Genomic DNA, 17,421 nt, shown 5'->3' on the forward strand with positions numbered 1-17,421 from the left:
ATAAAAATATACAATCTATTGCGGGGCTTCGCCCTGCGCCCCTTTTTGTAGCAGGTTTGATCGACAACTGCTGTAACACAAGAGTATCGTAGTTTCATAACCTAAAAATAAAGAACCGATTTTTTGTGGCGCAGCGAAGCCACGCCACAAAAAATCGGTTCTTTATTGAAATTTTGATGTGCATCAAAAAACATGCATGTATACTGTATGCAAAGTATATGGGTTTGTTGCGATGTATGGCTTAAAAGCAATTGTCATCGGTGCAGGTATTGGTGGGCTTACTACAGGAATTGCCTTGCGACAAGCTGGTTATGAAGTAGAAATTTATGATCGGGTGCGCGATTTGCGTCCGATCGGCTCAGGAATCTCGCTCTGGTCAAATGGAGTCAAAGTCCTCAATCGTCTTGGTCTCAGCCAAAAGTTAGCTGCGATCGGTGGAGAGATGCATTACATGGAGTACCGCTTTCTGTCGGGTAATGTTCTTAATCATATTTCATTGCAACCATTAGTTGAAGAAGTTGGGCAACGTCCCTACCCTGTCGCAAGGCGGGATTTACAAAATGTGCTTTTAGAGGCTTTTGTATCTGCGGGTGGCAAGCTAACACTTGGGGCTAAGTGCATCGGTATTGTGGAAGGCTTTCGTGATGTCACGGCAAAATTTGAGGATGGCAGCACAGCCACGGGAGATCTATTGGTAGCCGCAGATGGTGTGCGTTCTCTCTTGCGTCAGTATATTCTCAACGAATCCGTAGAACCTAAATACGCTGGCTATGTTAACTGGAATGGGCTAGTTCCTATTAGTACAGATCTTGCCGCAGCAGATACTTGGTCGATTTATGTAGGTGAGCATAAACGCGCTTCGCTGATGCCTTTAGCAGGCGATCGCTTCTATTTCTTTTTCGATGTGCCATTACCACTGGGAACTGTTAACGATTGCGCTAATTACAAAAGCGAATTGAAGCAACATTTTCAAGGCTGGGCTGAGCCTGTACAGTTACTAATCGATCGCATCGAGCCTGAATCTGTAGCCCGTTTAGAAATACATGATGTCGGGCCGATCGCAAAGATGGTCAAAGGCAGAGTAGCTCTGCTCGGTGATGCTGCCCATGCCACTTGTCCAGATCTTGGTCAAGGTGGATGTCAAGCGATCGAAGATGGCTGGGTGTTAGCCAACTATCTGATATCCACGAATTTAAGCGTTCCCGACGCACTCCGACGCTACGAAACTGAGCGCAAAGTCCGCACCACTGAAGTTGTCAACAAAGCGAGAAATCGTGCCGAAACAATTCATGGGAAAGATCCTGAAATCACCCAAAAATGGTACGACCAACTCTCTCAAGAAGATCCCTTGGATGTAACTAAAGCGATCGCTAAAATTATTAATGGAGGGCCATTACATTGAGTTATACGATTATTATGCTCAACCAGATGAGCCAATCAGAATTTATAGAAGCCATCGGTTCTATCTTTGAACACACGCCAGAAATAGCCGCCGAAGCATGGCGATCGCAGCCTTTTGCCGATGTTCAGAATTTACATCAAGTGATGGCTGCGATCGTTTTGAAAATGAGCGATGATGCGCAATTAAAGCTAATCTGCGCCCACCCCGATCTTGGCAGTAAGTTCAAAATGGCAGAAGCTTCAGTACAGGAGCAATCTACCGTCGGACTCGATCAACTCTCTACCACAGAATACGATCGCTTCCAATATCTTAACCAAGCCTATAAAGACAAGTTCGCATTCCCTTTCATCATTGCTGTCCGCAACCACACCAAAGATAGTATCCTCAAAGCTTTTGAGCAAAGGCTGCTAAACAATCTGGAAGTTGAGAAAAAACAAGCGATCGCTGAAATTATCGAAATTGCTAGATGGCGGTTGGTTTTGGCAACTAGCAGTTAGGGAATTACGAATTAGGAATTACGAATTAGGAATTACGAATTACCCAATCACCAAGTACCAATCACCAATCACCAATCACCAATTACCAATATTCAACTATGACATACCCAAGAGACATGATTGGCTACGGGAGATTCATTCCCGATGCAAAATGGAAAGATAATGCTCGTGTTGCTGTCCAGTTTGTAATTAATTACGAAGAAGGCGGTGAAACATGTATTCTGCATGGTGACGGTGCATCTGAGACTTTCCTGTCAGAAATTGTGGGCGCAGTTCCCTTTAATGGACTGCGACATATGAATATGGAATCTTGTTATGAATATGGAAGTCGTGCAGGATTTTGGCGATTATATCGCATGTTTTGCGATCGCAATATTCCCGTAACTATCTATGGTATTGCTATGGCTCTTGCACGCAATCCTGAAGCCGTTGCTGCCATGCTCGAAGCTGATTGGGAAATTGCTAGTCATGGTTATCGTTGGATTGATTACAAGTATTTTTCGCCAGAACAGGAGCGAGAGCATCTGCAAAAAGCGATCGCAATCCATACAAAGGTTACAGGTGAGCGTCCTTTTGGCTGGTATACAGGGCGTACAAGTGAGCATACAAGACGTTTAGTGGTCGAAGAAGGTGGATTTCTTTATGATTCCGATAGCTATGCTGATGATCTTCCCTATTGGAATTATGAATATGGTAAGCCACATCTGATCATTCCCTATACCCTTGACAATAACGATATGCGATTTGCTACTCCTCAAGGATTTAATTCAGGAGATCAGTTCTTTGCCTATTTGCGTGATGCCTTTGATGTTCTCTACGATGAAGGCGAAACGTCACCAAAAATGATGAGCATCGGTTTGCATTGTCGCTTAGTCGGTAGACCAGGGAGAGCGGCAGCATTAGCGAGATTTTTGGACTATGTGCAAAGTCGCGATCGTGTCTGGATTTGTCGCCGTGTTGACATTGCTCATCATTGGCATAAATATCACAAACCTCTCCAAGCCTAAGTCATTCTAGTATCTTTGCGCTAGTAACTTAAATTCCTTTTGAACGACTTGTTATGTAGTTTCTCAACTTAGTGAAGTACGAGGTTGGGAAATTCTGTATGTTTGAATAGAGTACTTACAGTAAGCAAGTATTAATCACCTGTTAGCAACCATACATTCTCTCTTGCTGCACATTTCCCCTTGATTCCACCAGTCAAATTTGTGCTTGCCATGAGAGTTAAATCATAACTATCACTATAGTGCTGATTTACTTCCTCGTTACTGATTGAAAAAGGAGGCCCTTCCATCAGGCTTTGATCGTACTCATAGCAAATTAGCAATTGCGGCGCTTTATTTGTAATCTCTTTTAAGTGAGCTGTATAGCGCTTACGCATTGATTCTGGCAGAGCCACTAAAGCTGCCCTGTCATAAACTGCATCGACCAGACCAAGCATCTTGCCAAACAAATCAAAAATATCACCAACAAATATGTCAATATTTATTGCGCTGTAGTGATCTACTTGATCAACTCTTGATATTTTTGGCTCCACGCCAAGATCCGCAAATAATTGATCAATAGCTATTTTGCTTAATTCAGCGCCAGCAACTCGATAACCATTAGATAGTAGCCAAAGAATATCGAGAGTTTTACCGCATAATGGTAAAAATACACGACTACCCTTTGCTAAAGAAAGCTCTTTAAAATATTTGATAAGTAGTGGATTGGATTCACTTTCGTGGAAAGCAATATTATTTTCTTTCCACTTTTGGTGCCAAAAACTTGCATCCATAACTACCTCTTTAGAAATTTACTTACACACAACTTATACCAATTCACAAAAGTGTGGCAACACTTTCGTGAATTAAAAACCAAACCCCGTAAGGGTTTTGAAAACACAAAATGGCTACGCCATTTTGTGTTTTGGTATTATATAGAACTTACGCAAAAATGCCCTGAAAGCCTTATCTTACCATTAGGACATAAAACCCAAATTAATAAAGGCGGAGCTTTGCTCCGCCTTTATTAATTTGGGTTTTATACCAATTCACAAAAGTGTGACAACACTTCTGTGAATTAAAAACCAAACCCTGTAAGGGTTTTGAAAACACAAAGTGGCGCAGCCATTTTGTGTTTTGGTATTACATTGCTATAAGTTCTATTATAGTTTTGATGTAATTGCGTCCAGACTGTGAAATGGGACAAGAGCTTAAGATTTTGTGTATCGCACAGTAGATAGAAGTCCATATTCTAAACCTTCTACAAGTGCTTTACAGGAAGCATCGATAATATTGTTCGATACACCTGCCGTTGACCAACGCCTCTTGCCATTACTGAATTCGATCAATACTCTGGTAGTTGCTTTAGTTCCAGAATCACTATTGAGAATTCGTACTTTATAATCGGTGAGATAGAAATTAGCAATTTCAGGATAGAAGCTAATTAGAGCTTTACGAAGCGCGATATCAAGAGCAGCAACTGGCCCATTGCCTTCAGCGGCAGTAAGGTGCTCTTCATCTTTGACCATTACCTTAACTGTAGCTTGGGAATTAACCAATCCATTGCTGTGGACCTCGTCCGTAGCGCAGTGAACATGAAAACTGCTAATTGTAAAAAATTTAGGGCGATCGCCTAATGCTTCACGGACTAATAATTCAAAGCTTGCTTCCGCTGACTCAAACTGATAGCCAAGTAGTTCAAGCTCTTTTGTCATTTGCAAGATTTGCCGACAGGCGGGATCTTCTTTCCGAAGACAAATGCCAAAGGTTTCTACCTTGGAGATCACATTGCTGATACCCGCTTGTTCTGAGATAACTATGCGCCGATTGTTGCCGATACTTTCGGGAGCAATATGCTCGTAGGTGAGGGGATTGCGCTGTACGGCACTGACATGGATGCCACCCTTATGGGCAAAGGCAGAAGCACCGACAAATGGCGCATGGTCATCGGGAGCAAGATTAACGATTTCGCTGACTTGACGAGAGACTTCGGTGAGATGGGCTAGTTTCTTTGAATCAATGCAGTCATAACCCATTTTTAGTTGCAAATTAGGAATCACCGTGCAGAGATTGGCATTGCCACAGCGTTCACCATAGCCATTAATCGTGCCTTGTACCATTGTTACCCCATGCTGTACAGATGCGATCGCATTGGCTACAGCTAGTCCAGAATCATTATGGGTATGAATACCAATTTGCGGTGAGTGACTACCCCATTGACGCAACGAGTCAACAACCACTTCCGTGATTTTTGCCACGTCATCGGGCATAGTGCCGCCATTGGTGTCGCAAAGGACAAACCATTCAGCTCCAGCATCAAAGGCTGTTTTTAAGGTCTGTAAGGCATATTCAGAATTATTTTTGTAGCCATCAAACCAATGCTCAGCATCGTAGATCAAACGGCGATCGCAGCTTCTTAGATAGGCGATCGTATCGCTGATCATGGCAAGATTTTCGGTCAGAGTTGTTCGTAATCCTTCAATGACATGAAGATCCCATGATTTTCCAAAAATAGTGATCCACTTAGTCTCAGCGGCGACAATTGGCACGAGCATAGGATCATCCTTGGCTTTAATTCCTGCACGTCTTGTCGAACAGAAAACAACTAGTTCGGCACTGCTGAGGTGATACTCTTGCATCCGCCGAAAAAACTCACCATCCTTAGGGTTTGCACCTGCCCAACCACCTTCGATAAAGGCGACTCCCATTTGATCAAGTCGAACGGCAATTCGTACCTTATCATCTACTGACAGCGACAACCCTTCGCGCTGTGTGCCATCGCGAAGGGTTGTGTCGTAGATCAAGATATTTTGATTTTCCATTTTTTTATATAAAACCCCCAACCCTGTAATGGCTGCTCAGCAATCATTGCAGGGTTTGAATATAGTTTTTAATTGTGACTAGTACTTTTCATTGTTTATTTCCCCATAGCCTTAACTAAAAAAATGCCACCAAAGTACAAAATGGCAACTGCACCAGCGAGCAAACTTTGGGTCATGGGATCTGTGGATGGAGTTAGCACAGCACCGAGGATGACTGCACCAAGTACCACATAGCGCCAACCAGCAAGCATTCGGGTGGAATTAACAATACCTGTCATTGCTAACAAGGCTTGAATCACAGGGATCTGAAATGCTAAGCCAGTGCTGAATAAAAGCAATAGTACGAATTCAAAATAGCGATCAATTGACCAAAACTGCTCAACCACATCGCCGCCATAGCTAATAAAGAAATTGAGTGCAGCGGGGATCAATAACTCGTATGCAAAGACAATGCCGAGGACAAATAAAATACTAGAGCCAAACACGATTGGCGCGATCGCACGTTTTTCTTTGCGCGTTAGACCTGGAAGAATGAATCGCACAATTTGATACAAGATGGCAGGACTTGCGACTAATAAGCCACTATACCCAGCAACTTTGATCGATACAAAGAAGTATTCGCCAGGCGCAAGTTGCAAAAATTTTACTCCTTGGGCAGGTATTTCTAGTAAAGCCACAATTTTGTTGACGACAGCAAAGCAGCCAATTATCCCAACAAAAATTGCAATTAAGGCATAGAAAATTCGCGATCGCAACTCTTCGAGGTGATCGAATAAAGACATCTCAACATCTTCAATTACTTCGAGATCCTCATCATCAACAACTGGAGGATCGACAACAGCGATCGCAGCCTCATTTACTTCCTCAATGGCTTGTGTATTAGACAAATCCTTTGGTTGATCTGCTTCAGTTACCGTCTCTAGCATGGTGTCGTTACTAAAATCTACTTGTCGATTGCTTAACCCGATTGCTTAACAAACTATCAAATAATCGAAGTATATCGTTACTATAGCAACCAAATCCAATTTCAAAACCCAAAAAGCGTGAGGCGGTGCTTTGCACCGCCTCACGCTTTTTGGGTTTTATGTTAATTTTCTGACATTTAGCTAGAGCGAAACAATAAAAATGCTAGATTTAATGGGGGCAAGGAAATATTACATGTTGCAGTTCATCATGTTAAATTTCAGGGGAAGTAAATGGCTTCATTCAAAGTTTTCGGATTATTGGCGATCGCGAGTACTGTATTTTCTTTAAACGCAGACTCTCTGACAGCTCAAGTGACAATTGGCAATGGCTCTCCCAATGCCTTATCTCCTGCTCATCAGATGCTCCTGGAAATGCAACAGAGCAACGCTCCTGCCGTTGGTGGAGGCAGTATGCAGTTGTTCCGATTTACAGATAGAGCCGTCTCATTTGCACCTTTAGAAGGATTAGATCGACTCTTCAATTGGCAAGTTTCAGAGCAAGAGAGCGTTACGACGGAGAAAACTATGGGCGATCTCGTTGAAAAATTCAAGTTAAATCAACGTCAGCAAATAGTTTCCGATAGTCAGATGGTTCAAGCTATTAATCGCATTAAAATCCAGAATTAATCAGTATCAAAATGTTTTTTTGCAAGCCTGCCTTCGGCAGGCTTGCAAAAAAACATTTTGGGGTTTGCTGCGGCTTCGGCGCAGCAAACCCCAAAATTGGTTTCATAGAAATAAAAACAAAAATTTGTTAAGTGTGCTAGAGAACAAACACCCTTAACAAATTTTTCAATGAGAATTTTTTGATTTTTGTGGTTCTATTACTACATTTGCTCCCTAATCTGAGACAATTGAACTTATTATTTTTTTATCAATTTAATTTTTTTTAGACAATATAAATAATTATGTTTGACATTCCAGAACTGAACTCGCTCGAAGAGGCTACCCCTCAAGAATTAGCAGAAATGATCTCTGAGTTAGAGCAGTTTCGCGAAAGAATTGTAAATGATACCCTCGCTACGGCTCAGCGAGCTAAAATCATGAAAAGCCAAGCTCTGGCGATGTTGGAGCCAAACCTAGCCAAAATTGATTCTACCCTTCAGACACTTCGCCTACAGCAAAGTAAAGCCTAAATAATTTCCGCTACAGTGATGACGGACTTTGCTTTGTGAAGTCCATCTCATGACTGTAGCAGAAGACTTTTCTTTAATTTCGTCATCGACATTTAACAATGGATAATCCAGTTCTAGATATTCAAGCAGCGAACGATATTCTGATTCAACAGGTAAATGATCAGATTTCCCTTGGGACTTTCGACAATAGCGATCGCCAACTCCTCAGTCAACTAGTAGAAGGTCTAGGCGATCCTAGAGGTCTGGTTAGACTCAGATTTGCTGAAACCATTGGAGAAATTGGTGAATTGTTTACTCCATTTCTAACGGAAGCGCTAGCTAATCACCCCAATGTCGTCTTACGTAGAGCAGCGGCTAAAACCATGACGATCATTGCCGATCCAAGTGCAGTGCCAAACTTACTCTACTCTTTCCTTAATGATCCTGATACGGTAGTGAGAAGTTCATCGGCAGGAGCATTAGCCAGAACTGGAGAGGCTTCAGCTTCAGCTTTGTTAGGGATTCTGGAATCATCTGATCAACCTCAAGACATTAAGGGGCAAGCTGCATGGGCTTTAGCATTTATTGGCGCTGATGCAGCGGAACATCTGTATAAAGCTTTAAATTCTGAATCTCTAGATGTCCGCTGTGCGGTTATTGGTGCGATTGGTCATGTTGCTCAAGAACAGTTAGATGAGAAGTCCTGCAATATTCTCATTTCAGCGCTCACTGATCCTGAGCCAATTATTCGGACTGAAGCGACCGCTGCTTTTGGTCAAGTTAATTATCCTGCGGCGATTCCACATTTAATCTTGGCTTTACAAGACTCTGATATAGGTGTTCGTAAAGCCGCAATTAATGCGCTTGGCAAGATTGGCAATCCTACTGTCATCAAATCTTTGCAACCATTATTGAATGATGAAGAAGAAGTATTGCGAGTGTTAGCAAAATTAGCGATCGCCCAAATCAATCGTCAGGAACAAGAATAAATAAAATTAAAAAGGTAAAAATGGCGCTGAGCGCCATTTTTTATTTTGGAGAATACGCGATCGCTGGTTCGATATTGGCTGTCACACCTTCGCAAATCATATCGATTGGCAAATCATTCAAGTCATGTCCAAATGGATTTTCGATTTCGTTGCCAATTTTTTCTATTCCTAAAAGAATAAAACTAATACCAAAACACAAAGTGGCTACGCCACTTTGTGTTTTTAAAACCCTGTAAGGGTTTGCTTTTTAAATTGTGAAATTTAACGCTTGAGGGCTAACCATTGTTGCAAAATTAAGGCGGCAGCTTTGCGATCGATCATTTCTTTGTTGTGCCTTGTGGAAATGCCCTGCGATCGCATCATTTCTTCGGCTTCATAGGAGGTTAACCGCTCATCGACAAATTCTAAAACCATGCCCAGTTGTTTGGCAGCACCATTAGCAAATTTCTGGACATGCTTGGCTTGATGACCAAGAGAGCCGTCCATGTTGTAGGGTAAACCAATTACAAGGGTATCGATATCTCGCTCAATAATTAGCGATCGCAATATTGCCATATCTTCATCCCATGATTTACGAGTAATTGTGGTGATGCCATGTACAGATATGCCAAGGCGATCGCATCCCGCTACACCAATGCGCTTTCTGCCGACATCTAAACCTAATGCTGCATATTGCATAAATTAATTTTATAGCTGTCGCTAGTCATGTTATGACAAAATCAAAAAACAAAAGACAGTTGCGGCGCTTCGCGCCGCAACTGTCTTTTGTTTTTTTGGGACAGAATAGCACGACACATTATTGATCTTGAAATGGTTGAACTTTTTGGATTAAAGCTTGCGATCGCGCAATGATTGTTGTCCAGTCATCCTCCGCGATCGCTTCTGGTGAAAATAGATGACTAGAAATACCGACTGCGATCGCCCCTGCCGCCAGAAATTGATCGGCATTTTGAATGGTAATCCCGCCCGTGGGAATCAAGGGAATATCTCGTAAGATTGGCTGCAAACATTTTAAATACTCAATACCACCAACTACCTTAATTGGAAAAACCTTAACGGCTGCGGCTCCTGCTTGCCATGCGGTAATTATCTCTGTCGGTGTCAGAGCCCCTGCAATTACAGGAATATTATTCTCGACACCTTTAGCAATCATCTCAGGATTTGTATGGGGCGTGAATAAAAAGCTACAACCACAGGCGATCGCCTTTTCCGCACTATCTAGATCTAAGACTGTGCCTGTGCCAATTTTACAATCAGGTAATTCCTGCTGCAATTTGGGAATCAGTGATTCGGCGCGATCGGTATTCCAAGCAATTTCAATTAGCTTAATCCCACCTGCGGCGGCGGCAAGTGCCATTTCCCGAGCAGTCACAATATTGTCAGCGCGGATAACGGCGATAATGCGATGCTGTTGCAACAAACTGAGCCAAGGATTCACAGGATTTTTGCAAAAATTTGCATTTGCGATCGACTGCCAAAGATCATTACACAAAGCTTTGTTTTTGCAAACCCAATAGGTGGAGCAAAGAGTCGTCTACTGGGTTACATAAGTCTGCAAAACAGCAATTCTCATTATGAAACCGATTTTTGTATTTCCACCGCCGAAGGCGCTGGAAATACAAAAATCGGTTGTTTGAAAGACCTCCAACAGCGGGCTTTCAAACAACCGATTTTTATAATGAGAACTGCTATCTGCAAAAAGTTGAGATGTACTCTCAGGCATTAGTGCTTCATAATATGTTTTGGATAAAAACTTATACAGAATATCTATGGCTTTGAATGTTGGCGATCGCGCCCCAGATTTTAGCGTTGCTGATACGCTTGGCAACATCGTGACCCTTGCTAGTCTGAAAGGTAAGCGTGTGGTTCTATATTTCTATCCCCGCGATAACACCCCTGGATGCACTAAAGAGGCTTGTGGCTTTCGCGACAACTATGCTCAGTTTCAAGCCAAGAATACGCTGATTTTTGGTGTCAGTACTGATGATGCTAAGTCCCACCAAAAGTTTACCGAAAAGTTTGATTTACCATTCCCCTTACTCTGTGATGTCGATGCCCAAGTTGCTACAGCATACGAGAGCTATGGCAAAAAACAAATGATGGGCAAGGAATACATGGGGATCTTCCGCAATACCTTTGTGATCGATCCAGAGGGTAAAATCGAGAAAATTTATCTTGCGGTCAAAGCTGAACCCCATCCCGCCGAAGTTCTCGCGGACATCTAAGTAAATAGGAGGCGCTTTGCGCCTCCTATTTACTTGATAGCGCTAAGTGCTGTAAAAATTTCTGAGGTTGAAACATTGAATCCAAGCACAACTAAGACTGCCAACTCAACTAAATTAACTAACTGGAAAATTCGTGATCGTCAGTTTATTTGGGGTGCTCGCACATACCTAATGGGTGTTTTGAATCTTACGCCCGATAGCTTTAGCGATGGCGGTCAATTTAACTCACGGGATGAGGCACTGAAACAAGTCGCGCAGATGTTGCCCTATATCGACATACTCGATATTGGTGGTGAATCGACTAGACCTAATGCTCTGCCAGTTAGCGCCGAAGAAGAATGCGATCGCATTTTGCCAATTATTCAAGCCATTCGCGAAACCTATCCCAACTTGCCGATTTCCGTTGATACAGTCAAGGCAAGTGTCGCAAAAGCCGCGATCACCGCAGGAGCAGATATGCTCAACGATGTTTCCTCTGGGAGATTTGATCCTGAAATGCTACCTCTAGCGGGAAAGTTGCAAGTACCAATTTTTTTAATGCATATGCAAGGTGAACCACGCACTATGCAAGAAAACCCTCGCTATCGCAATGTGGTGGATGATGTTAAGCAATTTCTCGCTGATGCAATTTTGGTCGCCAAAGCTTGCGGTGTTCCTAAACATTTAATTGCGATCGATCCAGGGATCGGCTTTGGTAAAACTCTTGACCATAATCTTAAAATTTTAAAAAATTTGCGCAGCTTTAAGGAGATCAGCGCACCTCTATTGCTGGGCGTATCTCGCAAAAGCTTTATTGGTAAGCTTAGCGATCGCCCAGATCCTAATGATCGCCTGTATGGAACGATAGCCGCTTGTAGTTCTTGTATTGCAGGTGGCGCAGATATCTTACGAGTACATGATCCCAAAGAAATATTTGATGCTTGTCGCGTCAGTGACGCAATATTTCGATAGCGATGCTTTGTTACTCTATCGAGATATTGCATAATCTACATGCACAATTAACTAATATCAACAAGCATCCGTAACAGTCCATCAGTTACAATAGCCAAACGGGATGTACGCTTTAATACAACCCTGTAAAGATTGTAATCACTTTTTGAGGGCAAGACGTGCCACAGGCTAAGCATTTGCTGATTGGTTCCACCAGATCAGGCAGTGGAAAATCAGCAACAATTTTGGGATTAACATATAACTTGCAAGTTAAAGGTTACAAAATTGGCTATGGTAAGCCAATAGGTACTTTTACGACCAAAGAATTACCCGAATCAGCCGAACGCACTGAAGCTGATGTGGAATTTATTCGGCAAGTCCTCAATTTGCCGCAATCACTTTTACTCCCCACTCTACTTAATCTTGACCGAGCTGCTCTGCAACTCCGTCTATCTGGAGAAGACAAGGCTGATTACAGTAATAAGTTGGATGAGTATAAAAAATTAATTGAAGGCGATCTCGTACTTTTAGAAGCACCTGCAAATACTGCCGAAGGTGCAATTTTTGGGCTATCCCTAGAAGAAATGGCAGATCAACTCGAAGCTCCCATTTTGTTAGTAATGCGATTTGGCTCGCTATTAGTAGTTGACCATATCTTGATGGCAAAACGACGGTTTGGCGATCACCTATTAGGTGTGGTCATTAATGACATTCCTGATGAACAATATGAAACAGCGATCGAGATTCTCCACCCTTATCTCGAAAATCAAGGCATTCCTGTATTTGCCCTCATGCCCGAAAACCGCACCTTGCGAAGTGTCAGCGTCTCTGAAATCATAGAGCAACTTGGCGCAAACATCCTTTGTTGTCCTGAAAATATTGATTTAGGGAAAGTAATGGTGGAGGAACTCAAAATTGGCGCAATGGATGTCAACTCTGCCCAAAGCTATTTCCGCAAGTCCTATAACAAAGCCGTAATTACAGGCAGCAGTCGGATCGATCTTCAGTTCGCAGCGCTAGAAACATCGACAAATTGCTTGATTTTGACAGGTCGTCCCTTTGTTAGTGATGATGTCGCCCACAAAGCTATGGAATTGGGTGTACCAATCCTCTCAGTCAGTAAAGACACCCTGAGTACGGTTAGTATTATTGAATCTTGTCTAGGGCAAGTTCGTCTGCATGAAGGAGTGAAAGTGACTAGTATCTGCGACATGATGGGAAAATACTTTAATTTTGAGCGTTTCTTAAGGCTCATGAATATCAAAGCTTTAGCCTCAGCTTAGCCCAAAAAGAGGTGTCGCGGATAGACACCTCTTTTTTAGGCTAAGCATTTTTGTGAGCAGGCTTTTTACATTTCTTTTAAAGTTTTCCAACCAGGCAACCATAGCGATCGCCGCTTCAGAGCTTTAGCATTTAGCCAAAATCTTACAGAATCATCACAAGCTGCTTTTATCTCGGCAAAAACTAGTTCTCCTTCATTTTTGCGATTCACTACAACAAAATGTCGCCAGCCAAAAGTTTCTTGCATAGCAGTCCACTTAGAACCGATTAGATACGGAAATTTCTGTTTTTTAGGCATATTACCTCATAAAAAATACGGCTAGCCGCATTTTTTATGTCTAATCAATGTCGTCATCATCATTGTCATCGTCATCGTCATCGATGTAGTTAGGGTCATCGCCTAACATCAATTCACTTAATTCTTCAGCTTCGTCATCAAACTTTAAGCTCGACTCAGTACCTTCTCTAGCGATCAGGCGACCTGTGGACTCTAGCCAATCGAGAATAGATGCTTGCTGCTCGGTGGGAATAAGTGTGGCAGGCTGGTTGCGGCGCTGTACGCGCAAAGCGGGGTTGTTAATCATAAAAATATCAAATAAAAATTCTAGTCTCGTTCAAGAATTGTGCAAAGCACAATTCTTGAACACACTTCTTGAAAAGTTAGAAACCTGCGGGTAAACCCAGACCACCAGTGAGGTCTTCCATTTTTTGCTTCATTGTGCCTGTAGAAAGCTGATAAGCATCCTTTAGAGCTGCAAGTACCAAGTCGGACAAAACTTCTGCGCCTTCATTCAAAGCTTCAGGAGAAATTTCCACGCTTTGGGGCTCTTGGTTTCCGCTTAGTGTGATTTTTACTAAACCACCACCTGATTCTCCAGTTAAGCGCAATTCATCTAATTCTTCTTGTAGCTTTTTTGCGCCTTCTTGAATTTGCTGCGCTTTTTGGAAGGCTTCTTTCATTTTGCCTAAGCCAAATCCAAATCCTTTTCCGTCTGACATAGCAGTATCAGTTTTATCCTAAGTTTTCCTGTACATTATGTCACTAATCGTAACGGTTCGGTAAGTACGGTCATCTAGACAGCGATTCTCATTATGAAACCAATTTTGGTGTTTCCAGCGCCTTCGGCGCTGGAAACACCAAAATTGGTTGTTTAAAAGCCCACCGTTGGCGGGCTTTTAAACAACCAATTTTTATAATGAAAACTGCTGTTATCTAGATATCTGTCCATAGACGTGCATCAACAAATCTAGAAATATGTTTGACATTTGTATAGCTGTCGCCAAGTGTACTAGGACATAAAACCCCAGAATTGATTGACGACGCTTCGCGTCGCCAATCAATTCTGGCTCAATGGGTAATTCGGGGAGGCAAAGAAAGTAGAGAGTCAAGCAAAGCACTCAGCAAGCATTTACCCCACTTCTAGGCATTATGAACAAACTCAAAGAAGCTCAAATACAAGAAAGCTTTTCTTGAGATGTACCACGATGAGGTCGTAATTAAGACCGCTAAAGCTATCAAAAGCCTTGCATATCCGTAGCGGCTGATGATGTCATGTGAATACTGTGTCGATCAGATCGTTAAAGTTGGCGTTGCAAGTTTTACACTGGTATCGCTGGCATGATTGAGCCAAAAAACATTGCTTTTGAGAATTGGCATTATTTTCCGTCAAAAATTGATTGAAAAAAATCGATGATGATCTCCCAAGCATGATGCTCTGGGAAAATATTTATACCCAGTAAACTTTTGACAATATATAGAAAAATTAAAGTAGCTATGATTTTAAAAAGTATTACTCCAAATAATCTAAAGGTTTTTGGCTTGTCTTGAGGTTTACCAAGGGAATAGCCTTGTACTCCCTTGATGCCGAGATCACTTGCCAACTTTAAGGATGAATTGTCATCAATTCCCTTGAGAATGGTCTGTCTCTGAAAAGCTCTACTCGCATATGATATTGCTTTCGCTAGTTGCTTTTTATCAAGTGTTATAGGTTGTAAAGCAAAGCTGCGATCCAACTTAATCATCTTGATTGGCAACTCTTGTAGTTGTGATAAGGGAAAAAATCTACCTGTAAAGTTGTCAACTACGACATAGCAGCCCATCATCTGTAATTCTGTCATAAAAGGAAGTATCAGTGATTGTTTTTGGAAGAGAGTTTCTTCTTCTATCTCAAAAGCAAGTCTTTTCGGTGCAACTTTATATTGAGTGAACCACAAATTGAGTTGGGGAAGAAAGCCCTGATCCTCAAAAATATCGTTAGATAGATTAACTGAAAGCTTTACAGAGGTCTGCTGAGATAGTATGGCAATTGATTTTTCAACAACGATTCGATCTAGCTGATTGAGTAACTGAGTATTTTGAAGAGCACTCAATAATTCTTGAGGTTGTCGTAAGTTTCCTTCCTCATCTCGCCAACGCACTAGCACTTCATTATGGAGAACTCCTCCTGTATCTAGCTCATAAACTGGTTGGAACCAGATTACAAACTTTTCAGCCGCCAACTGAATTTTTGGAAATTCTTCTAGCTGGAGATTGATATGAGCAGTGGTAAGAGGATCAAATTCAGTTTCCATGTTACGGCTTATTATATAGCAATGTAAGAGATAGCTAAGACCAATCAAAACCCAAATTAATAAAGGCGGAGCAAAGCTCCGCCTTTATTAATTTGGTAAGCAAAGCTTACATTGCTATACCAGACCAAGATCAATCAAAAAAGAATAAGAGCAGTGAATAGCACTGCTCTTATTCTTCAGAAGCTTAATCAGACTAGACTGAAACTGTCTGCCACTCTAGCTTGTCCAATGTGTGTGAACGCTCAAGCGCTCGCTCGAAGCTATCAAGTTTAGGCTCAATCAAAAATGGTTCGCCAACATAGCCTTGGATTGCTTCTTGAGTCTTCAATCCATTCCCTGTGATGTACACAACTGTTACTTCTTCAGGATCAATTTTGCCAGCTTCGACTAACTTCTTAAGAACTGCGATCGTGGTTCCACCAGCAGTCTCGGTAAAGATACCTTCAGTTTCGGCAAGTAACTTCATCGCTTGGATGATTTCATCATCATTAACCATCTCAATATTGCCATTAGTCTTGTGCGCAATATCGATCGCATAGATACCATCCGCAGGATTACCGATCGCTAAACTCTTAGCAATGGTTTTAGGCTTAACAGGAGTAATAAAGTCGCGACCTTCTTTGTAAGCAGCAGCGATTGGAGAGCAACCTTCAGCCTGTGCGCCACTGAATCGAACGGATTTTTCATCTACTAGACCCACCTTCACAAATTCATTGAAACCTTTGTAAATCTTGGTGAATAGAGATCCAGAAGCTAAAGGCGCAACAATGTGATCGGGCAACTTCCAACCGAGTTGTTCAACAACTTCATAAGCAAGGGTTTTGGAACCTTCAGAATAGTATGGACGGAGATTGATATTTACGAAGCCCCAACCATGAGTATTGGCGACCTCTGAGCAAAGACGGTTTACTTGATCGTAGTTGCCATGTACCGAGAAAACTTTGGGATTGTAAATGGTTGTACCGAGAACTTTGCCAGCTTCGAGGTCAGAAGGAATGAATACACAACATTCTAAGCCTGCATGGGCTGCGATCGCGGCGGTGGAGTTTGCCAAGTTGCCAGTACTGGCGCAAGCAACGGTGGTGAAACCAAGTTCACGAGCGCGGCTGAGAGCAACAGAAACAACACGGTCTTTGAAGCTCAAGGTTGGCATGTTTACAGCATCATTTTTAATGTAGAGATTCTTGATGCCGAGACGTTTGGCAAGGCGGTTTGCCTTGATCAGAGGTGTCATGCCTGTGGAAACATCGATATAATTTTCAGTCTTAACTGGTAAGAAATCTCGATAGCGCCAAATCGAGAGTGGGCCAGCTTGAATCGTTTCACGACTGACTCTGGCGGCGATCACATCATAGTTATAGGCAACTTCTAGGGGCCCAAAGCACAATTCACATACGTGCATCGCCTTGGCTTCGTATTCTGCACCGCACTCTTTGCACTTGAGATTACTGAAGGTTTCAACGCGATCGCTGGTGTAAGGAGAAACAATCGTTGCAGTCATGTTCTTGGTTGCCTTTCTAGTCGTTAAAGGTTTTTATGAGATTTCTTTATTGACACAAACTCTAACACAGGGCTTTATAGTCGTCAAATATACCAGACTATTTTAGTCTGGTTTTAAATTTATACTTCTCCAATATTGCA

At 42.2% G+C, this 17,421-nt stretch carries 20 protein-coding genes; 9 read left to right on the plus strand and 11 right to left on the minus strand.

All coding sequences use genetic code 11. The features are described from left to right. Positions 1–232: 232 nt before the first annotated feature. From hpxO to puuE, 3 genes are all read left to right on the plus strand, one after another. The gene (gene hpxO / locus CQ839_RS14740) at positions 233–1,402 is read left to right on the plus strand and encodes an FAD-dependent urate hydroxylase HpxO (protein WP_103669086.1); all 1,170 of its coding nucleotides are present in this window, start codon (positions 233–235) and stop codon (positions 1,400–1,402) included. Then, positions 1,399–1,899, plus strand: a complete 501-nt coding sequence (gene uraD / locus CQ839_RS14745; protein WP_103669045.1) for a 2-oxo-4-hydroxy-4-carboxy-5-ureidoimidazoline decarboxylase — start codon at positions 1,399–1,401, stop codon at positions 1,897–1,899. Before hpxO ends, uraD begins: the two co-directional genes overlap by 4 nt. A 98-nt stretch (positions 1,900–1,997) precedes the next feature. Continuing rightward, positions 1,998–2,906: an allantoinase PuuE gene (puuE, locus tag CQ839_RS14755; protein ID WP_103669047.1), complete on the plus strand. Its 909-nt coding sequence runs from the start codon at positions 1,998–2,000 to the stop codon at positions 2,904–2,906. Between the two features lie 131 nt (positions 2,907–3,037). Here puuE and tmpT read toward each other — a convergent pair whose 3' ends face one another. The 3 genes from tmpT to tatC form a co-directional block, all read right to left on the minus strand. After that, positions 3,038–3,676: a thiopurine S-methyltransferase gene (gene tmpT / locus CQ839_RS14760; protein ID WP_103669048.1), complete on the minus strand. Its 639-nt coding sequence runs from the start codon at positions 3,674–3,676 to the stop codon at positions 3,038–3,040. 417 nt (positions 3,677–4,093) lie between these two features. Further along, a complete protein-coding gene (gene cimA / locus CQ839_RS14765; RefSeq protein ID WP_103669049.1) occupies positions 4,094–5,704 on the minus strand; it encodes a citramalate synthase in 1,611 nt (536 codons plus the stop codon). A 95-nt stretch (positions 5,705–5,799) separates the two neighbouring features. Further along, positions 5,800–6,630, minus strand: a complete 831-nt coding sequence (gene tatC, locus CQ839_RS14770) for a twin-arginine translocase subunit TatC (protein ID WP_103669050.1) — start codon at positions 6,628–6,630, stop codon at positions 5,800–5,802. A gap of 270 nt (positions 6,631–6,900) precedes the next feature. Here tatC and CQ839_RS14775 point away from each other — a divergent pair, with 270 nt between their 5' ends. From CQ839_RS14775 to CQ839_RS14785, 3 genes are all read left to right on the plus strand, one after another. Then, positions 6,901–7,296, plus strand: a complete 396-nt coding sequence (locus CQ839_RS14775) for a hypothetical protein (RefSeq protein ID WP_103669051.1) — start codon at positions 6,901–6,903, stop codon at positions 7,294–7,296. A gap of 281 nt (positions 7,297–7,577) precedes the next feature. Beyond that, the gene (locus tag CQ839_RS14780; protein ID WP_103669052.1) at positions 7,578–7,805 is read left to right on the plus strand and encodes a hypothetical protein; all 228 of its coding nucleotides are present in this window, start codon (positions 7,578–7,580) and stop codon (positions 7,803–7,805) included. Between the two features lie 98 nt (positions 7,806–7,903). After that, positions 7,904–8,773 carry a HEAT repeat domain-containing protein gene (locus CQ839_RS14785; protein WP_103669053.1) on the plus strand — a complete coding sequence of 290 codons (870 nt, stop codon included), beginning with the start codon at positions 7,904–7,906 and terminating at the stop codon, positions 8,771–8,773. A 40-nt stretch (positions 8,774–8,813) separates the two neighbouring features. Here CQ839_RS14785 and CQ839_RS14790 read toward each other — a convergent pair whose 3' ends face one another. The 3 genes from CQ839_RS14790 to CQ839_RS14800 all read right to left on the minus strand — a co-directional run bounded on the left by CQ839_RS14790 (position 8,814) and on the right by CQ839_RS14800 (position 10,211). Further along, a complete protein-coding gene (locus CQ839_RS14790) occupies positions 8,814–8,972 on the minus strand; it encodes a bestrophin family ion channel (protein WP_103669054.1) in 159 nt (52 codons plus the stop codon). A gap of 62 nt (positions 8,973–9,034) precedes the next feature. Beyond that, positions 9,035–9,451, minus strand: a complete 417-nt coding sequence (ruvX, locus tag CQ839_RS14795) for a Holliday junction resolvase RuvX (protein WP_103669055.1) — start codon at positions 9,449–9,451, stop codon at positions 9,035–9,037. Between the two features lie 118 nt (positions 9,452–9,569). Further along, complete coding sequence (locus CQ839_RS14800) at positions 9,570–10,211, minus strand: bifunctional 4-hydroxy-2-oxoglutarate aldolase/2-dehydro-3-deoxy-phosphogluconate aldolase (protein ID WP_103669087.1); 642 nt, start codon at positions 10,209–10,211, stop codon at positions 9,570–9,572. 331 nt (positions 10,212–10,542) lie between these two features. Here CQ839_RS14800 and bcp point away from each other — a divergent pair, with 331 nt between their 5' ends. From bcp to CQ839_RS14815, 3 genes are all read left to right on the plus strand, one after another. Next, positions 10,543–10,998 carry a thioredoxin-dependent thiol peroxidase gene (bcp, locus tag CQ839_RS14805; RefSeq protein WP_103669056.1) on the plus strand — a complete coding sequence of 152 codons (456 nt, stop codon included), beginning with the start codon at positions 10,543–10,545 and terminating at the stop codon, positions 10,996–10,998. 75 nt (positions 10,999–11,073) lie between these two features. Next, positions 11,074–11,949 (plus strand): dihydropteroate synthase, encoded by an 876-nt coding sequence (gene folP / locus CQ839_RS14810; RefSeq protein WP_258040745.1) that lies wholly within the window; start codon positions 11,074–11,076, stop codon positions 11,947–11,949. 158 nt (positions 11,950–12,107) lie between these two features. Then, positions 12,108–13,211 carry a phosphotransacetylase family protein gene (locus CQ839_RS14815; protein WP_103669058.1) on the plus strand — a complete coding sequence of 368 codons (1,104 nt, stop codon included), beginning with the start codon at positions 12,108–12,110 and terminating at the stop codon, positions 13,209–13,211. Between the two features lie 65 nt (positions 13,212–13,276). Here CQ839_RS14815 and CQ839_RS14820 read toward each other — a convergent pair whose 3' ends face one another. The 5 genes from CQ839_RS14820 to thrC form a co-directional block, all read right to left on the minus strand. Further along, positions 13,277–13,507, minus strand: coding sequence for a TIGR02450 family Trp-rich protein (locus CQ839_RS14820; RefSeq protein WP_103669059.1), 231 nt, complete (start codon positions 13,505–13,507; stop codon positions 13,277–13,279). A 40-nt stretch (positions 13,508–13,547) separates the two neighbouring features. Beyond that, complete coding sequence (locus CQ839_RS14825) at positions 13,548–13,793, minus strand: DUF3134 domain-containing protein (RefSeq protein WP_103669060.1); 246 nt, start codon at positions 13,791–13,793, stop codon at positions 13,548–13,550. Positions 13,794–13,869: 76 nt separating this feature from the next. Beyond that, entirely contained in the window at positions 13,870–14,208 is a 339-nt protein-coding gene (locus tag CQ839_RS14830) for a YbaB/EbfC family nucleoid-associated protein (protein WP_103669061.1), read from the minus strand. Positions 14,209–14,865: 657 nt separating this feature from the next. Beyond that, positions 14,866–15,780 (minus strand): EAL domain-containing protein, encoded by a 915-nt coding sequence (locus CQ839_RS14835; protein ID WP_103669062.1) that lies wholly within the window; start codon positions 15,778–15,780, stop codon positions 14,866–14,868. Between the two features lie 193 nt (positions 15,781–15,973). Then, positions 15,974–17,281 (minus strand): threonine synthase, encoded by a 1,308-nt coding sequence (gene thrC / locus CQ839_RS14840; RefSeq protein WP_103669063.1) that lies wholly within the window; start codon positions 17,279–17,281, stop codon positions 15,974–15,976. Positions 17,282–17,421 lie beyond the last annotated feature (140 nt).

It is taken from the genome of Pseudanabaena sp. BC1403, assembly GCF_002914585.1.
In the GTDB taxonomy this organism is placed as follows: domain Bacteria; phylum Cyanobacteriota; class Cyanobacteriia; order Pseudanabaenales; family Pseudanabaenaceae; genus Pseudanabaena.